Raw genomic sequence first — 15,752 nt, 5'->3', positions numbered from 1 at the left:
AGTAGAAAACTTTCAGTGATGGTTTTTTTAATTTAAGGCAGTAAGCAATCACACCACCTAAAACGGTCAACAAAAATCCTGTTATACTTCGGTGGCGCGAGTGCTCTATTTGAGAAAGGGTTTTTAATTGCCCATTAATCGTTTCGATGATAAAACGCTTTGATAACATGCTATTACCCCACTCTGCCAGCATACGTGCTTTCATGTCACGACGTTTCTGCGTGATGAAAGTGACACCCGTTTTGGCTAAATCGTCTGCCAGTTCCTGGCTGAGATAACCTTTATCTCCATAGAGAGAACCCATTAATTCTTTTGTTAATTCGCGAACCGGTTCCCGATCATCTACATTACCCGCAGTCACTTTCAGCGCCAGAATTTCACCCAGATGGTTAACAACCAAGTGTAACTTGAAGCCGTAAAACCCTCCTATCGAGGTTTTTCCTCGCTTTGCGCTCCCCTCAAAAACCTTATGACGGGCAATGCGAATGTTATGACAAATGCGCAAACTTGTGGAATCAATAAAAGCAATGCCAGTCGGTTTCCCTTTTAATTGAGTCAGATAACTGCACAATGGCGCCAAAACGGAAGGCACGACACGAATAAAACAGGTATAAGCTGAGCAAGGAGGGAAAATCATTGTGGTGATATTTCCAAAGATGCTCCAGATAAAAATGTTTAAAATCACGGTAATGTGACAGATGAAAGAGGATCAGGATAGTCATGATTTCACTGGGATACATGCGACCTTGTCGGCGGCGTAGACGGTATCCGTTATCAAGACAAAACTGCGTCCACTGAGGGATGAAAAAACGGCAAAAATCGTCGACATCGCAAAAAATTTCCACTAACTTATCCATAGCCTGTTCCTCCCCGGAGCTGTTTTCGGTGTTCACCAAAACTTTGCTCCCGGAACAGGCTTCTCGTCAATTTCTTATCCAGAACTCAGGTTAACTAATAAGTTAGCCCGCGTTAAATTTTCTGATCGAGGTTCAAATCCCTTCTGTTTAATTGAAAGATATAACTCATTATATTTATTGGCTTTTAATTGGTTTAGTAAACAAAAAAGTAAAGCATCTAAAGTTTTATTGTCTTTTATGTTTACATTTTACTCCTCTTAGCTTACATCATTGTGTTTATTCCAATATAAAATCTGATAATCCTTTTATACCCGTGCTCATTGAAACTGCTTGATTTTCTCCCAAATGAGGCTCATGGTATCCGGCATAAAAATATTCATTACCGATGAACAGAAAGCCGAACTCGAACACCTTCATCACACCTACCGTGATAAGAGGTAGTGTGATTGCATTACAGCAGTTTTGCTGGCTTCTGAGGGCTGGAGTTCTGTCATGATCGCTCAGGCCCTGCACCTGCATGAAACGATGGTTAATCGTCATATCAGCGATTATCTTAATCACCGCAAACTGAAGCCCGAAAATGGCGGCTCTCAGAGCCACCTCAGCGAAACACAGACGCAGGAACTTATCACTTATCTGACAGCGAATCTTCTGCCCACCACACAGGCGGTTATCCGCCTTGTCGAAAAACGGTGGGATAGCAGTTACACCGTTCCCGGCATAAATAAATGAAGAGCAGGACGATGAGTTGATTTGCGTATCGCCAACGCACCTTTGAGATCTTGAGCAGGATTGCGAGCGATCAAGCCATTTTGTACCGCATAGCGCATAATAGCAGTAATCCTTTGTTGTTGTCTGGAAGCAAGTTCCAATCGACCACTGCTTTCTATCTCTTTGAGAGGTGCCAACAGATCTTTGACTTCTAAAGTTGCAATACTTTTATTCCCAATCGCAGGGAAAACATTACGTCGGAGATCACCCAGTACTCGTTCTGAATGCGTTGTTGACCAACGCTTATTGCTACTGTGCCAATCCCTAGCCACTTTTTCAAAAGTTAAGGCTTCGGCAATTGCTTCTTGTTTTTCTACTTCTCTTTTTTTACTGGGATTGATACCATTACGGATCATTATCTTGATACTATCGCGTTGCTCTCTAGCTTTCCCCAATGTTACTTGAGGATATGCACCTAAAGCAATCCGGCTTTCTTTACCCGCAAACCGATATTTCAGATACCAGCGTTTTGAGCCATTGGGTTTGATGAGAAGATACAAACCTTGTACATCGGTAAGTTTGTATTCTTTTTCACGGGGCTTTGCCGCACGAGCTTCCATGTCTGTTAAAGGCATAATTTGGGGGTCAACTCATTATCGAAAAGAAATGACTCCCAATTTGACCCCCAAATATCATGGATGTCAACGGATATGAATGGACGATTATAGACCCAAAAACTAAGTAATCTGTTACTTTTTCAGATAGTTATGGAAGATTATGTACGTCTCTGGAAGGTCAAATGGTGCCGAAGGCCGGACTCGAACCGGCACACCCGAAGGCGGTTGATTTTGAATCAACTGCGTCTACCGATTTCGCCACTTCGGCACTGAAGTAGTATGCGGAAAACGAGGGCCATTATACCTGTCAGCGATCTGTTAGCAACTGTTATCCTTCTAACTTTGGTTTAAGTGTCGAAAAAAAGATCAAACCCATCTCTCAAAACAAATGTGCGTTCAATTACTGAACATAAAAGCCTTAAATAAATACACCCAGCAATATCTTTTCTACCTGACGTCGATAGACAACCTATAATCACCTTATATAATCTCAGCATGATAATTCGCTATGAGGTAAATGGTTATGACGATTATTAGCTGGATTGGCGCCGGGATCTTTTTGGGCATTGTCATTGGCGCGTTGATGATGCTGTTTAAGAAGAATAAATAACAGCTTTTGTTATCTTTATCCTGTTTGTGAATTCACTGGAAATATGCCGATTGGTCAATTCAAAATGAATAAACAGTTTTTTAAGATCTTCTCTGTTTCTGCCATAGTGTTGGCTCTTACAGCCTGCTCTTCTTCAAATAAAACATTTTCGGCAAAGTTTTTGCAACCAAAGAAACAACCATTGAAATGGGAAGTGTTCGAAGGCAATGCGAGAACTAAAAAGCTAGCTTCACAGTTGGTTGATCAGTATGCACAGGATATTTTCAACGGCAGCAATGCGCAAGGCATGGCGATGGTGGTGATTGATAATAATCAGACGGTTTACCGTAGTTTCGGTGAAACCCGTCCAGGAAATGGTATCCGTCCGAAGCCCGATTCTATCATCCGTATTGCCTCGCTAACTAAGTTGATGACCAGTGAGGTTATGATCAAATTAGAAGAGGATGAGGTTCTGCGCTCCACCGATCCGTTGCAGGACTATAGCTATTATGGCGTGAAAGTGCCCCAATACAGCCCTCTTCAACCTATCCGGTTGTTCCACCTGGCAAGCCATACCAGTGGCTTACCTCGTGAGCAGCCGGGAGGTAAATGGGGACGCCCTGTTTTTGTCTGGCCTACACAAGCCAATCGCTGGGTCTGGTTAAAAACAGCTCAATTAGACTCCGCACCAGGCACAACAGCATCTTATTCCAATCTGGCCTACGATTTATTGGCAGATGCGCTCTCTAAGGCTACGGGTAAGCCATATACCCGTTTGTTACATGATAAGATCACCGGCCCTTATTACATGAAAGACACGACACTGACACCAAACCGTTCCCAGTGTGCTCGTTTGATGGAAAGTTATAAGCCGAGTCCGTGTCTTAATACGATTGCTGCGGCAGGCAGCGGTGGAATCTATTCAACACCAAAGGATATGCAGCGTTGGATGCAGCAATTTTTATCATCAGACAGTCAGTTACGCAAACAAACCGCGAGTCGCGAGCAAGGTATTTATTTTAAACGTTCCGCTCTGGCTTCAATTAAAGGGATGGATGTTGCCGGTCAGGCAGATGGCGTTGGCCTTGGTTGGGTTTACATGAACGCCCGTGGTGATGTACCGGGTATTTATCAGAAAACCGGCGGCGGCGGCGGGTTTAATACGTATATGGCAATGATCCCCGAACAAAATATCGGGGTGTTTGTGGTTATCACTCGTAAACAACGCAGCCAGTTCAGTAGCGTAACAACCGGGGTTAATCAACTGGTAACGGCATTGTCGAGGAATCATCATCAGGCGTGATCTTATTACATCTTAAAATCGAGATGCTCAGGATAGGGTTCTTCTTAGCCAAAAACCCTATCCCTATGGCGCCTTGATTGCTAAAAGCTACTGTCTCTTAAGGAGTAAATAAATACTCACAGTAAGGAACAATAAGCTTGGCAACAGTGCCGCCAAAACCGCAGGCATGTTGTACACCAAGCTCAGTGGACCAAAGATCTCATTAAGTACATAGAATAGGAAACCAAAGCTGATCCCTGTTACTATCCTCACCCCCATCGGCACACTACGCAGTGGTCCGAAGATGAAAGAGAGCGCCATCAACATCATTACTGCAACTGAAAGTGGGGCAAATATTTTTTTCCACATATTCAGTTGATAACGACCTGACTCCTGTTCACTCTGCTTAAGGTACTTGATGTACTGATATAAGCCGCTGATGGAAAGCGCTTCAGGCTCAAGCGCTACCACATTCAACTGTTCTGGCGTCAGGAGAATTTTCCAATCAGCAGAAAGACGTTGTGAGCCAGTGATTTTTTTACTGTCTGTCAGATCGGATTCTTCCACCTGAGAAAGCTTCCACAGATCGCTATCTTCATCATAAACCGCACTGGCCGCATACTTTACAGAGAGTAGTTTTTTATCATCACTAAAATGATAGATATTGACGCCTTTAATCTCTGTATCACTCACAATCCGCTGGATGTAGATAAAATCATCCCCATCTTTCGCCCACATACCTTTCGTTGTTGAAACCAGAGAACCACCAAGCATCTTCTGAGCCCGGTAATTACGTGCCATCTGTTCACCTTGTGGCGCGACCCATTCACCGATAACCATAGTCAGGATCACCAACGGAATAGCGGTTTTCATTACTGAGCCAGCAATCTGCATACGGGTAAATCCAGACGCCTGCATGACCACCAATTCACTACGGGTCGCCAGCGTGCCAAGACCCAGTAAGGCGCCAAGCAAAGCGGCCATCGGGAAGAATATCTGAATATCTTTCGGTACGCTTAACAGAGCATAAAGACCCGCGGAAATAGTGGTATATTCCCCCTGCCCCACTTTTCTTAATTGATCAACAAACTTAATAATGCCGGAAAGCGATACCAGCATAAACAGCGTCATCAGAATAGTCTGTAGAATAGTCCGCCCGATATAACGATCTAATACACCAAACATCAGGCTACTCCTCTGCCTTTGAAACGAGCCCGAATCCTACGCATCGGCAAGGTATCCCAAATATTGAGAACCAGCGCCAGCGTTAAATAAGCCCCGTTAACTAACCACATCCAGATAAGAGGGTCCAATTTGCCTTTACTGCCGTTAGAACGCAGAGAACTTTGTAGTAAGAAGAAAATTAGATATAGCAGCATCGCAGGCAACATACTGAGTACTCGCCCTTGACGCGGGTTTACCACGCTTAACGGTACAACCATCATGGCCATAATCAGTACCGAGAGCACCAGAGTCAAACGCCAATGGAACTCAGCGCGGGAATGCTTATCATCATCCTGCCATAACTGAACAATAGACTTCTGTTCAACTTTATTACTATCTACGATTGAAGTCTGATGCCCGACAATGGCTTGATAATCATGGAACTCAGTGATCCTAAAATCACGCAACATTGCCGTGCCTTCATAACGGGTGCCATGATTAAGGATAACCACCTGTTTGCCATCAGACCGCTCCACCATATGACCACCATCAGAGATCACCACGGAAGGACGCTGGTTATCAACGGGACGAAGTTGGGCAAGGAATACGTTTTCAAATTTATTGCCGTGCACGTTGCCAATATAGAGCACCAAATTACCATCTTCGGAAGGTTTGAACCGCCCTTCCATGATAGCCGCTAAACTTGGATTAGCTTTAGCATCAGCCACCACATGTTCCTGATATTTCGAAGACCACGGCATGACCCAAATGACATTCACTGCCGCTAACACGGAAGTTAACAACGCCATAATAAGCGCCGAAACCACCAGCACGCGCTTGCCCAAACCACACGCATGCATAACAGTTATTTCACTTTCAGTATAGAGTTTACTGAAAGTCATCAATATCCCAAGAAACAGACTCAGGGGCAAAATCAACTGCGCCATTTCAGGCACGCCTAATCCTAACAAGGATAAAACTAAATTTGCCGGGACGTCCCCTTCCACTGCGGCACCCAAAATTTCGACTAATCTTTGACAGAAAAAGATCAGTAAAAGGATAAAGAGTATCGCAACTTGGCTTTTCAGGGTTTCCCGTACCAGATATCTAATGATGATCACGCTTATTACGCCTGTGAAAACTTGTCTTTTTGCAGGAAAATCGCTAACTTCATTGTATATATACCATTTATTATGTGCATCAGTTTGGCTTCCTCACTGCTAAAATGATATCGAAGCATTCCATATTCAGGTTCCCAGTCAGAACATACTTATATAGTTAGCTAAACAATAACAAATAGTGCGCTTAGCTTAACATAAATAGTTAATTTTCTATGGGGTAGATTAATGCGGAACGCTATATTTTAGCGATAGCATCCGTCTTTGTCTTTAAGATTCAGGAGAACGCATGGAGTTTAGTGTAAAAAGCGGTAGCCCGGAAAAACAGCGTAGTGCATGTATCATTGTCGGCGTTTTCGAACCTCGCCGCCTTTCCTCTATCGCTGAACAACTCGATAAAATAAGTGATGGTTACATCAGTGCATTGCTGCGCCGCGGTGAACTAGAAGGCAAAGTTGGTCAATCACTGCTGCTGCATCATGTTCCCAATGTGTTATCTGAACGTATTCTGCTTATCGGCTGTGGTAAAGAGCGCGAATTGGATGAACGCCAGTATAAACAGATTATTCAGAAAACTATCAATACCCTCAATGAAACGGGTTCAATGGAAGCTGTTTGCTTCTTAACAGAATTGCATGTTAAAGGCCGCAATAATTATTGGAAAGTACGTCAAGCGGTGGAAACAGCAAAAGAGTCTCTCTATGTTTTCAACCGGCTAAAAAGTAATAAAAATGAGTTGCGCCGCCCGCTGCGTAAAATGGTTTTCAATGTTCCGACCCGTCGGGAGCTAACCAGCGGTGAACGTGCAATCCAGCACGGCCTTGCCATTGCTGCCGGTATCAAAGCGGCCAAAGATCTTGGTAATATGCCGCCCAATATCTGTAATGCAGCTTATCTGGCTTCTCAAGCACGTCAGCTCGCAGATTCTGCCAATAGCCATATTACAACAAAAGTGATTGGTGAAGAGCAGATGAAAGAGCTAGGCATGAATGCCTATCTGGCGGTTGGTCAAGGTTCTCAAAATGAATCTCTGATGTCAGTCATGGAATATAAAGGCAGTTCTGATAAAAATGCCAAACCCATCATCTTGGTTGGCAAAGGACTGACTTTTGACTCCGGCGGTATTTCAATCAAATCTGCTGGCGGCATGGATGAGATGAAATACGATATGTGTGGGGCTGCAACAGTTTATGGCGTGATGCGCGTGGTTTCTGAGCTACAATTGCCGCTCAATGTCATTGGCGTCATGGCTGGTTGCGAGAATATGCCAGGCGGTCGCGCTTACCGACCTGGAGATATTTTAACCACTCTATCTGGTCAGACTGTCGAAGTACTCAACACCGATGCCGAAGGCCGTCTGGTTCTGTGCGACGCATTAACTTACGTTGAACGTTTTGATCCAGAATTAGTCATTGATATCGCTACACTGACCGGTGCTTGCATCACAGCTCTTGGTAACCATTACAGTGGATTGTTATCCAACCATAATCCATTGGCCCATGAGTTACTCAATGCTTCAGAACAAGCCGGTGATCGCGCATGGCGCCTACCAATGACTGACGAGTTTCTTGAGCAAATCGACTCTAACTTTGCCGATCTGGCGAATACCGGCGGCAGTGGGGGTGGTGCGATTACCGCCGCCTGTTTCTTGTCCCGCTTCGCAACAAAATATCACTGGGCGCACCTGGATATCGCAGGTACGGCCTGGCGTTCAGGTAAAGCAAAAGGCGCAACAGGTCGCCCAGTTGCACTACTGTCACAATTCCTGTTAAATCGGGCAGGAAGTGCCGGTATCAATAACGACGATTAATTTGATTCCCCGCTTAGCTTATCAAAAGGGCATTTGACAATGCCCTTTCTCCGTAACAGAGACATTATGAAAAGTGCCACGTTTTATTTACTGGAACAGCCATCACCTCAGGCAGATTTGCAAGCTCACGAATGGCTGGCATGTCAATTTGCGGCTGACCAATGGCGAGCAGGAAAACGGGTGCTCATTGCCTGTGAAAATCAACAACAGGCAGAAAAGTTAGATGAAGCCTTATGGCAACGAGAGCCTCATCAGTTCGTCCCACATAATCTTGCTGGCGAAGGGCCAAGATATGGCGCGCCGGTTGAGTTATGTTGGCCGCAAAAACGGGGAAATGCGCCCCGTGATATCCTAATAAATCTGTTGCCGCAATTTGCAGACTTTGCCACCGCTTTCCATGAAGTGATAGACTTCGTTCCTATAGATGAAAATTTGAAACAGTTGGCGCGTGAACGATATAAATCATATCGTAGCGTCGGCTTTAATTTGACCATGGCAACGCCGCCAACATACTAAGTATCAAGATAAAATGGAAAAAACACCCGCAACTCAAACGCAAGCCGAGCCATCTCTCGATAAGACGTACAATCCTAAAGAAATTGAGCAGCCTCTTTATAACCATTGGGAGAAAAGTGGTTACTTCAAACCTAACAGCGATACCAGCCGTGAGAGCTTCTGTATTGTTATCCCGCCGCCAAACGTGACCGGTAGCCTGCACATGGGCCATGCGTTTCAGCAAACCATTATGGATACCATGATCCGTTATCAGCGAATGCAGGGCAAAAATACTTTGTGGCAGTCCGGCACTGACCACGCAGGTATTGCTACTCAAATGGTGGTTGAACGCAAGATCGCGGCAGAAGAAGGCAAAACCCGTCACGATTATGGCCGTGATGCGTTTATCGATAAGATCTGGCAGTGGAAAGCAGAATCCGGAGGTACGATTACCAACCAAATGCGCCGCTTGGGTAACTCCGTTGACTGGGAGCGCGAGCGTTTCACTATGGATGAAGGTCTATCCAACGCCGTAAAAGAAGCCTTTGTCCGTTTGTATCAAGAAAATCTCATTTATCGCGGTAAGCGCTTGGTTAACTGGGACCCGAAATTGCACACTGCAATTTCCGATCTGGAAGTTGAGAACCGTGAAGTTAAAGGTTCTATGTGGCATCTACGTTATCCATTGGCCGATGGCGTCACAACCGCAGAAGGGAAAGATTACCTGATCGTTGCAACTACCCGGCCTGAAACTATGCTAGGGGATACCGGCGTAGCCGTTAACCCGGAAGATCCGCGTTATAAGGATTTAATTGGCAAAGAAATCATTCTGCCATTAGTTAACCGTCGCATTCCTATTGTCGGCGATGAACATGCGGATATGGAAAAAGGTACCGGTTGTGTGAAAATCACACCTGCCCATGATTTCAATGACTATGAAGTGGGTAAACGTCATGCTCTGCCGATGATCAATATCATGACTCTTGATGGCAACATCCGTCATGAAGCAGAAGTTTTCGATACTCATGGCGAGATTTCTGATACCTACAGTTCTGATATTCCGGCTGAATATCAAGGCATAGAGCGTTTTGCCGCCCGTAAAGCTATTGTGGCTGAATTCGAAAGACTGGGTTTGCTGGTTGAAATTAAAGCTCATGATCTGACCGTTCCTTATGGCGATCGCGGCGGTGTGGTTATTGAACCTATGCTGACTGATCAATGGTATGTCCGTACTGCGCCTCTGGCGAAAGTGGCTATCGAAGCCGTTGAAAATGGCGATATCCAGTTTGTACCTAAGCAATATGAAAATATGTATTACTCCTGGATGCGCGATATTCAGGATTGGTGTATCTCTCGCCAATTATGGTGGGGCCACCGCATTCCGGCATGGTATGACGCCAACGGTAATGTTTATGTTGGTCGCAGTGAAGAAGAAGTCCGTCGTGAAAACAATCTGGGCGCGGATATCTCTTTAAACCAAGATGAAGATGTACTGGATACTTGGTTCTCTTCCGGTTTATGGACTTTTTCTACTCTTGGTTGGCCTGAACAAACTGACGCGTTGAAGACCTTCCACCCAACCGATGTGTTGGTGAGTGGCTTTGATATTATTTTCTTCTGGATTGCCCGTATGATCATGATGACCATGCATTTCATCAAAGATGAAAATGGCAAACCTCAAGTTCCATTTAAGACTGTCTATATGACTGGTCTTATCCGGGATGAAGAAGGCCAGAAGATGTCCAAATCCAAAGGGAATGTCATTGACCCACTGGACATGGTTGACGGTATTTCTCTGGAAGATCTGCTAGAAAAACGTACCGGCAATATGATGCAGCCCCAGTTGGCTGAAAAAATCCGTAAACGTACCGAGAAGCAATTCCCGACAGGTATTGAAGCGCATGGTACCGATGCCCTGCGCTTTACATTAGCAGCGCTGGCCTCAACAGGTCGTGATATCAACTGGGATATGAAACGCCTGCAAGGTTACCGTAATTTCTGTAACAAATTGTGGAATGCCAGCCGCTTTGTTCTAATGAATACAGAAGGTCAGGATTGCGGCCAAAATGGCGGTGAAATGGTGCTATCACTGGCTGATCGGTGGGTTCTGGCTGAATTTAACCAGACAGTAAAAGCTTACCGTGAAGCACTGGATACATATCGTTTCGATATGGCTGCCAATATTCTTTATGAATTCACCTGGAACCAGTTCTGTGACTGGTATCTGGAGCTCTCTAAACCGGCAATTAACAAAGGTTCACAAGCAGAAGTTCGTGGCGCCCGTCATACTCTGATTGAAGTTCTGGAAGGATTATTGCGTCTGGCTCACCCGATTATTCCATTTATTACCGAAACCATCTGGCAACGGGTGAAAGTGGTTAAAGGGATTGAAGCAGATACCATTATGTTGCAACCGTTCCCTGAATTTGATCTAGCGAAAACGGATGAGCTGGCGCTGAACGATCTGGAATGGATTAAAGAAGCGATTATTGCAGTACGTAATATCCGTGCTGAAATGAATATCGCACCAGGCAAACCATTGGAAGTTTTGCTACGTAATGCCGACGCTGATGCGCAACGTCGTGTAGCGGAAAACCTGAATTTTATTCAGGCAATGGGCCGCTTATCTTCTGTTACGCTTCTGTCTGCGGGTGAAGAAGCGCCGATTTCTGTCACTAAACTGATTAATGGCGCAGAAGTATTAATCCCAATGGCTGGCTTAGTGGATAAAGAAGCTGAACTAAGCCGTTTGAATAAAGAGATTGAGAAGCTGGATAAAGAAATTGGCAGCATTGAAGGCAAGCTGTCAAATGAAGGTTTCGTCAGCCGTGCGCCCGAAGCTGTTGTAGCCAAAGAGCGTGAACGTTTGGCAAGCTGCAATACATCAAAAGAGAAGTTGCTGGCTCAGAAAGAAACGATTGCCGCATTGTAATATTCTCAAAAAATAAATTCTCACCAAAGCCACTGCAATTCATTGTCAGTGGCTTTTTAGTTTAAATAGTAAACGATAAAATTAATAATAAAATGTAAATTCAACCGATTATATATAAGAATCATCAAATACATTGAAAATAACAATATCAATCCTATTAATATGAATAATCATCTGTTTTATTCTTTTCCATATTTATACATCTTAAATGACAATATGATATAATTTTATTTTATATATAAACCATTAGATTTGGCATATTATATAGAGAATGAAATCATATAAATATATTATTACAAATAAAAATGAAAACAATAATGCAACTTTAGTTTAATTCAACATTCAATTAGTTATTGCTCCGAATGATCTATTTAAGGTGGCAATAAATAGTCAATATAGAGTACAAGCAGCAACCAAAACAGACATGAAGCCCACAAGGATCACACATTTCCAACGCAATAAATTAATTCACTAATTTATAACAACCCGGAGAAATAAAATGAAAACAATTCTTACTCTATTATTGGCAAGTACTATCCAACTCGGTCTCGTACATTCAGCTAATGCAGAATCAACCCTTGATAAGATTAAATCCACCGGCATATTCAAAATAGCAACTGAAGGCGCTTATCCACCATTTACTTATCACGATGCTTCAGGTACTTTAACCGGCTTTGATGTCGACATTGGCCGTGAAATTGCACACCGGTTGAATGTCAAACCAACATTTATTGAAGGAAAATGGGACGGACTAATTGCCGGGTTGGATGCTGGACGTTCTGATGCAGTAATTAATCAAATTACGATTACACCCGAGCGCAAGAAAAAATATGACTTCTCCATCCCCTATATCACATCTCAAGCGGTACTTATCATTAATAAAGATAACCATAACATAAGAACATTCAGTGACTTACAAGGCAAAACCTCAGCACATACTCTAACCAACAACTTCGCCCAAATAGCAAGAGATAACGGTGCAGAAATTATCGGCACGAATGGATTCAGTCAGGAAATCGAACTGGTGAGTACCGGCAGAGCCGATGCCACTATTAATGATAACTTATCTTATCTGGACTATAAAAAGCACAAACCAAACGCACCGGTAAAAATTATCGCCACCAGCCCCAATGCAGGGCAGACAGCGGTTTTACTCCGTCAGGGGGAGTCAGAATTAAAAGCTGCTATTGATAAAGCGATTACTGACATCAAAGCCGATGGTACTTATCAGCGTATCTGGGCTCACTATTTTGGCGATAATCCTCCCGAATAAGTGAAATATTCCCGCTCTCAAATATAAAGTTTCCTGGAGATTGAAGACAAATTCTGACTAGGGAACTTTATCATTAATTCCGTTGAATTGAATAATAAGTAATTATTTGAATTAAATATAAAACATATTAATTTATAAAAATTATTTTATATATCCAAAATGACAATATGATATAACTTTATTTTATATATACAAATTCACAGCTTGCCATATGATATTTAGAAAAAATCACATATAAATATATTGTTATATTACACACGATAGGGAAAATATATGGAACCCTCTTGGTTCAATTTAGTACTTGACTCTTTTTGGCCTATGCTTTATGCGGGCTTTACTTTCACTATTCCACTAACGCTTATTACCTTTACTCTCGGCATCATACTGGGTTTTATCGTGGCGCTTATCCGGCTTTACGGGCCAAAACCGCTGATTGCCGTCGCCAAATTCTACGTCTGGCTGATCCGCGGCACGCCGTTGCTGGTACAACTGTTTCTTATTTTTTATGCCTTACCTAGCGTCGGCATTACGTTAGGCGCATTCACCTCAGCGGTGATTGGTTTCACTTTGAATATTGGCGCCTATACCTCCGAGGTGATTCGCGCGACTTTATTGTCTGTGCCAAAAGGGCAGTGGGAAGCCGCTTATTCTATCGGTATGAGCTGGACACAATCATTACGTCGGATTATTCTACCTCAAGCCGCAAGAATCGCGATTCCGCCACTCTCAAACACATTTATTTCACTGGTGAAAGATACTTCACTGGCCTCAGTCATTACCGTACCGGAACTTTTCCTTGCTGCACAACGTATTGCTGCGGTGACTTATCAACCTCTCATTCTTTATACTGAAGCGGCAATACTTTATCTGATAATCAGTTCAGTGTTGTCATCACTACAAGCCCGTCTGGAAAAGAAGTTTTCACAAAAGAGTGACACACAGGAATTAAAAGATGATCCAACTCTCCGGCATTGAAAAAAGTTTTGACGGGCACAAGGTCCTGAAAAAAATCGATCTCACCATTGAGGAAGGCAATCTGACCGCACTGATTGGCCCATCTGGAAGCGGCAAAAGCACGCTATTACGCTGCATCAACTTATTAGAAACGCCCCAGGCCGGGAAACTCCAGATCGGCAATGAAAGCATGACCTTCACCGGAAAAGGACGGATTGCTCACAAGGATATACAACGGATTCGCCAACAAACCGGCATGGTGTTTCAAAATTTTCAGCTTTTCCCTCACCTCACAGTCATTGAAAACATTATGGAAGGGTTAATCTGGGTTCAGAAATGGTCACGTGAACAGGCTAAACAGCGAGCGCTTGAACTGCTGGAAAAGGTCGACATGTCACACAAGGCCGATGTCTTTCCAACCACACTATCCGGTGGTCAGCAACAACGCGTAGCGATTGCCCGGGCACTAGCGCCTTCGCCCAAAGTGTTATTATGCGACGAGCCAACTTCCGCACTTGATCCAGAATTATCGCAGGAAGTTGTCGCCGTATTAAAGCAGTTGGCTAAAGAAGGAACCACGATGTTAATGGCTACCCATGATCTGCGTTTAGCAGCAAATCTTGCCCACGACGTCATATTTTTAGAATCCGGGGAAATTGTCGAATCAGGAACATCGAAAACGATTTTTACCCGTGCCCTTAAACAACGTACTGTGGAATTTGTTTCAACCTTAACCAATACCTTACCAGATTGGGAGATATAACCCACCGTTAAAATAACTTTGCCGTAATTGATCTGAGAATCAGTTGATGACCATCAAATAAATTTTTTAACAGTTTGGAGAAAGAAAATGAAAACGTTGCTTACCGCATTATTAGCGGGTGTTATTCAATTCGGCATTGCCTATTCTGCGCATGCAGAGTCTGGCCTTGATAATATTAAATCAACAGGTGTGTTCAAAATCGCTACCGAAGGAACCTACCCGCCATTTACCTATCACGATGCCTCTGGAGCCTTGACTGGATTTGATATTGATATTGGCCGCGAAATCGCACGACGTCTGAATGTCAAAGCCGAGTTTACCGAAGGCAAATGGGATGGGCTTATTGCCGGGCTGGATGCCAAACGCTATGACGCGGTACTTAATCAGGTCGCGATTACGCCAGAACGCCAAAAGAAATATGATTTTTCCGCACCGTATATCATATCTAAAGCTGTACTTATCACCCGGAAAAATAATGACAATATAAAAACGTTCAGCGATCTGAAAGGTAAAACCTCAAGCCATAGTTTAACCAGCAATTACGCCCAATTAGCAAAACGTTTCGGTGCGGAAATCGTTCCTACCGAAGGGTTTAATCAGGCAATCGATTTGGTTGCTACAGGCAGGGCTGATGCCACTATCAACGATAATCTGTCCTATCTCGATTTTAGGAAGCACAGACCCAATGCGCCGGTAAAAGTTGTTGCAACCGAACCCAATGGCGATTCAGTCGGTGTGCTAATTCGTAAAGGCGAATCAGAACTACAAGCCGCTATCGATAAAGCACTAGCTGATATCAAAGCCGATGGCACCTATCTACGCATTTCTACTCAGTATTTCGGTACCGATGTTTCCAAATAAGAAAATAACCGCCTCTGCTTACAAGAGGTGGTTTTCTATTTATCAATTAATTATTACTGTTTTTACACTCAAAAAACTCTAATCATTATTAAATTAATATTTCCTCGTTAATAATTACTTTAGGCGGATTCGACTAATAAGTGCAATTTTTCAGAAAGGCGGTCAGTTGCTATAGTAGGCATCTTTCCCGCCACAGGAAAATGCACTATGGCCTATACACAACTGACCGAGACAGAAAGATACCAGATTTCCAGTTTAAAAAAAGCGGGTTTTTCACAGCGTTTCATTGCTGAGTCACTTAAGAGAAGCCCATCGACCATCAGCAG

General features: G+C 43.6%; 12 protein-coding genes, 1 tRNA gene and 2 pseudogenes. 10 read left to right on the top strand and 5 right to left on the bottom strand.

Annotation, left to right across the window (positions count from 1 at the left end; all coding sequences use genetic code 11):
• Positions 1 to 857 (bottom strand): annotated as a pseudogene (locus tag V2H77_RS03005) (IS982 family transposase); the annotation flags it as partial.
• Between the two features lie 366 nt (positions 858 to 1,223).
• Here V2H77_RS03005 and V2H77_RS03000 point away from each other — a divergent pair.
• A pseudogene (locus V2H77_RS03000) lies at positions 1,224 to 1,586 on the top strand (helix-turn-helix domain-containing protein); the annotation flags it as partial.
• On the opposite strand, the gene V2H77_RS02995 reads toward V2H77_RS03000, so the two are convergent.
• Together V2H77_RS02995 and V2H77_RS02990 are read right to left on the bottom strand one after the other, a co-directional pair.
• A complete protein-coding gene (locus V2H77_RS02995) occupies positions 1,562 to 2,188 on the bottom strand; it encodes a tyrosine-type recombinase/integrase (RefSeq protein ID WP_341497619.1) in 627 nt (208 codons plus the stop codon). The pseudogene V2H77_RS03000 and the gene V2H77_RS02995 sit on opposite strands and share 25 nt — an antisense overlap.
• A gap of 180 nt (positions 2,189 to 2,368) precedes the next feature.
• A tRNA-Leu gene (locus V2H77_RS02990) sits at positions 2,369 to 2,453 on the bottom strand.
• Between the two features lie 406 nt (positions 2,454 to 2,859).
• Between V2H77_RS02990 and ampH the strand changes: the two genes are divergently transcribed.
• The gene (gene ampH / locus V2H77_RS02985) at positions 2,860 to 4,077 is read left to right on the top strand and encodes a D-alanyl-D-alanine-carboxypeptidase/endopeptidase AmpH (RefSeq protein ID WP_341497617.1); all 1,218 of its coding nucleotides are present in this window, start codon (positions 2,860 to 2,862) and stop codon (positions 4,075 to 4,077) included.
• An 87-nt stretch (positions 4,078 to 4,164) separates the two neighbouring features.
• Here ampH and lptG read toward each other — a convergent pair whose 3' ends face one another.
• Both lptG and lptF read right to left on the bottom strand, forming a co-directional pair.
• The gene (gene lptG, locus V2H77_RS02980; RefSeq protein WP_265378112.1) at positions 4,165 to 5,241 is read right to left on the bottom strand and encodes an LPS export ABC transporter permease LptG; all 1,077 of its coding nucleotides are present in this window, start codon (positions 5,239 to 5,241) and stop codon (positions 4,165 to 4,167) included.
• The gene (lptF, locus tag V2H77_RS02975) at positions 5,241 to 6,341 is read right to left on the bottom strand and encodes an LPS export ABC transporter permease LptF (protein ID WP_341497616.1); all 1,101 of its coding nucleotides are present in this window, start codon (positions 6,339 to 6,341) and stop codon (positions 5,241 to 5,243) included. Before lptF ends, lptG begins: the two co-directional genes overlap by 1 nt.
• Positions 6,342 to 6,627: 286 nt before the next feature.
• On the opposite strand from lptF, the gene pepA reads away from it, so the two are divergent.
• The 8 genes from pepA to V2H77_RS02935 all read left to right on the top strand — a co-directional run.
• A complete protein-coding gene (gene pepA / locus V2H77_RS02970; RefSeq protein ID WP_341497615.1) occupies positions 6,628 to 8,148 on the top strand; it encodes a leucyl aminopeptidase in 1,521 nt (506 codons plus the stop codon).
• A gap of 66 nt (positions 8,149 to 8,214) precedes the next feature.
• Positions 8,215 to 8,664 carry a DNA polymerase III subunit chi gene (locus tag V2H77_RS02965; RefSeq protein ID WP_011148563.1) on the top strand — a complete coding sequence of 150 codons (450 nt, stop codon included), beginning with the start codon at positions 8,215 to 8,217 and terminating at the stop codon, positions 8,662 to 8,664.
• A 13-nt stretch (positions 8,665 to 8,677) separates the two neighbouring features.
• On the top strand, positions 8,678 to 11,575 hold the full coding sequence (locus V2H77_RS02960; RefSeq protein ID WP_341497614.1) for a valine--tRNA ligase: 2,898 nt from the start codon (positions 8,678 to 8,680) through the stop codon (positions 11,573 to 11,575).
• A gap of 499 nt (positions 11,576 to 12,074) precedes the next feature.
• Positions 12,075 to 12,848, top strand: coding sequence for an amino acid ABC transporter substrate-binding protein (locus V2H77_RS02955; RefSeq protein WP_341497613.1), 774 nt, complete (start codon positions 12,075 to 12,077; stop codon positions 12,846 to 12,848).
• A gap of 273 nt (positions 12,849 to 13,121) precedes the next feature.
• On the top strand, positions 13,122 to 13,823 hold the full coding sequence (locus tag V2H77_RS02950; RefSeq protein ID WP_036782460.1) for an amino acid ABC transporter permease: 702 nt from the start codon (positions 13,122 to 13,124) through the stop codon (positions 13,821 to 13,823).
• Complete coding sequence (locus V2H77_RS02945) at positions 13,801 to 14,565, top strand: amino acid ABC transporter ATP-binding protein (RefSeq protein ID WP_341497612.1); 765 nt, start codon at positions 13,801 to 13,803, stop codon at positions 14,563 to 14,565. The genes V2H77_RS02950 and V2H77_RS02945 overlap by 23 nt, the downstream gene beginning before the upstream one ends.
• 87 nt (positions 14,566 to 14,652) lie before the next feature.
• Entirely contained in the window at positions 14,653 to 15,426 is a 774-nt protein-coding gene (locus tag V2H77_RS02940) for an amino acid ABC transporter substrate-binding protein (protein WP_341497611.1), read from the top strand.
• A 207-nt stretch (positions 15,427 to 15,633) separates the two neighbouring features.
• On the top strand, positions 15,634 to 15,752 hold a 119-nt coding region (locus tag V2H77_RS02935; RefSeq protein ID WP_341497618.1), incomplete at its 3' end, for a helix-turn-helix domain-containing protein.

Origin of the sequence: Photorhabdus sp. P32, assembly GCF_038085095.1 — a bacterium.
GTDB lineage: Bacteria > Pseudomonadota > Gammaproteobacteria > Enterobacterales > Enterobacteriaceae > Photorhabdus > Photorhabdus luminescens.
This window is presented reverse-complemented; position numbering and strand designations above follow the sequence as displayed.

What these genes read in the sequence shown, in the direction of transcription:
- V2H77_RS02995 (WP_341497619.1), bottom strand. Translation starts at nt 2,188, where the DNA reads ATGGAAGCTCGTGCGGCAAAGCCCCGTGAAAAAGAATACAAACTTACC.
- ampH (WP_341497617.1), top strand. Translation starts at nt 2,860, where the DNA reads ATGAATAAACAGTTTTTTAAGATCTTCTCTGTTTCTGCCATAGTGTTG.
- lptG (WP_265378112.1), bottom strand. Translation starts at nt 5,241, where the DNA reads ATGTTTGGTGTATTAGATCGTTATATCGGGCGGACTATTCTACAGACT.
- pepA (WP_341497615.1), top strand. Translation starts at nt 6,628, where the DNA reads ATGGAGTTTAGTGTAAAAAGCGGTAGCCCGGAAAAACAGCGTAGTGCA.
- V2H77_RS02965 (WP_011148563.1), top strand. Translation starts at nt 8,215, where the DNA reads ATGAAAAGTGCCACGTTTTATTTACTGGAACAGCCATCACCTCAGGCA.
- V2H77_RS02960 (WP_341497614.1), top strand. Translation starts at nt 8,678, where the DNA reads ATGGAAAAAACACCCGCAACTCAAACGCAAGCCGAGCCATCTCTCGAT.
- V2H77_RS02955 (WP_341497613.1), top strand. Translation starts at nt 12,075, where the DNA reads ATGAAAACAATTCTTACTCTATTATTGGCAAGTACTATCCAACTCGGT.
- V2H77_RS02950 (WP_036782460.1), top strand. Translation starts at nt 13,122, where the DNA reads ATGGAACCCTCTTGGTTCAATTTAGTACTTGACTCTTTTTGGCCTATG.
- V2H77_RS02945 (WP_341497612.1), top strand. Translation starts at nt 13,801, where the DNA reads ATGATCCAACTCTCCGGCATTGAAAAAAGTTTTGACGGGCACAAGGTC.
- V2H77_RS02940 (WP_341497611.1), top strand. Translation starts at nt 14,653, where the DNA reads ATGAAAACGTTGCTTACCGCATTATTAGCGGGTGTTATTCAATTCGGC.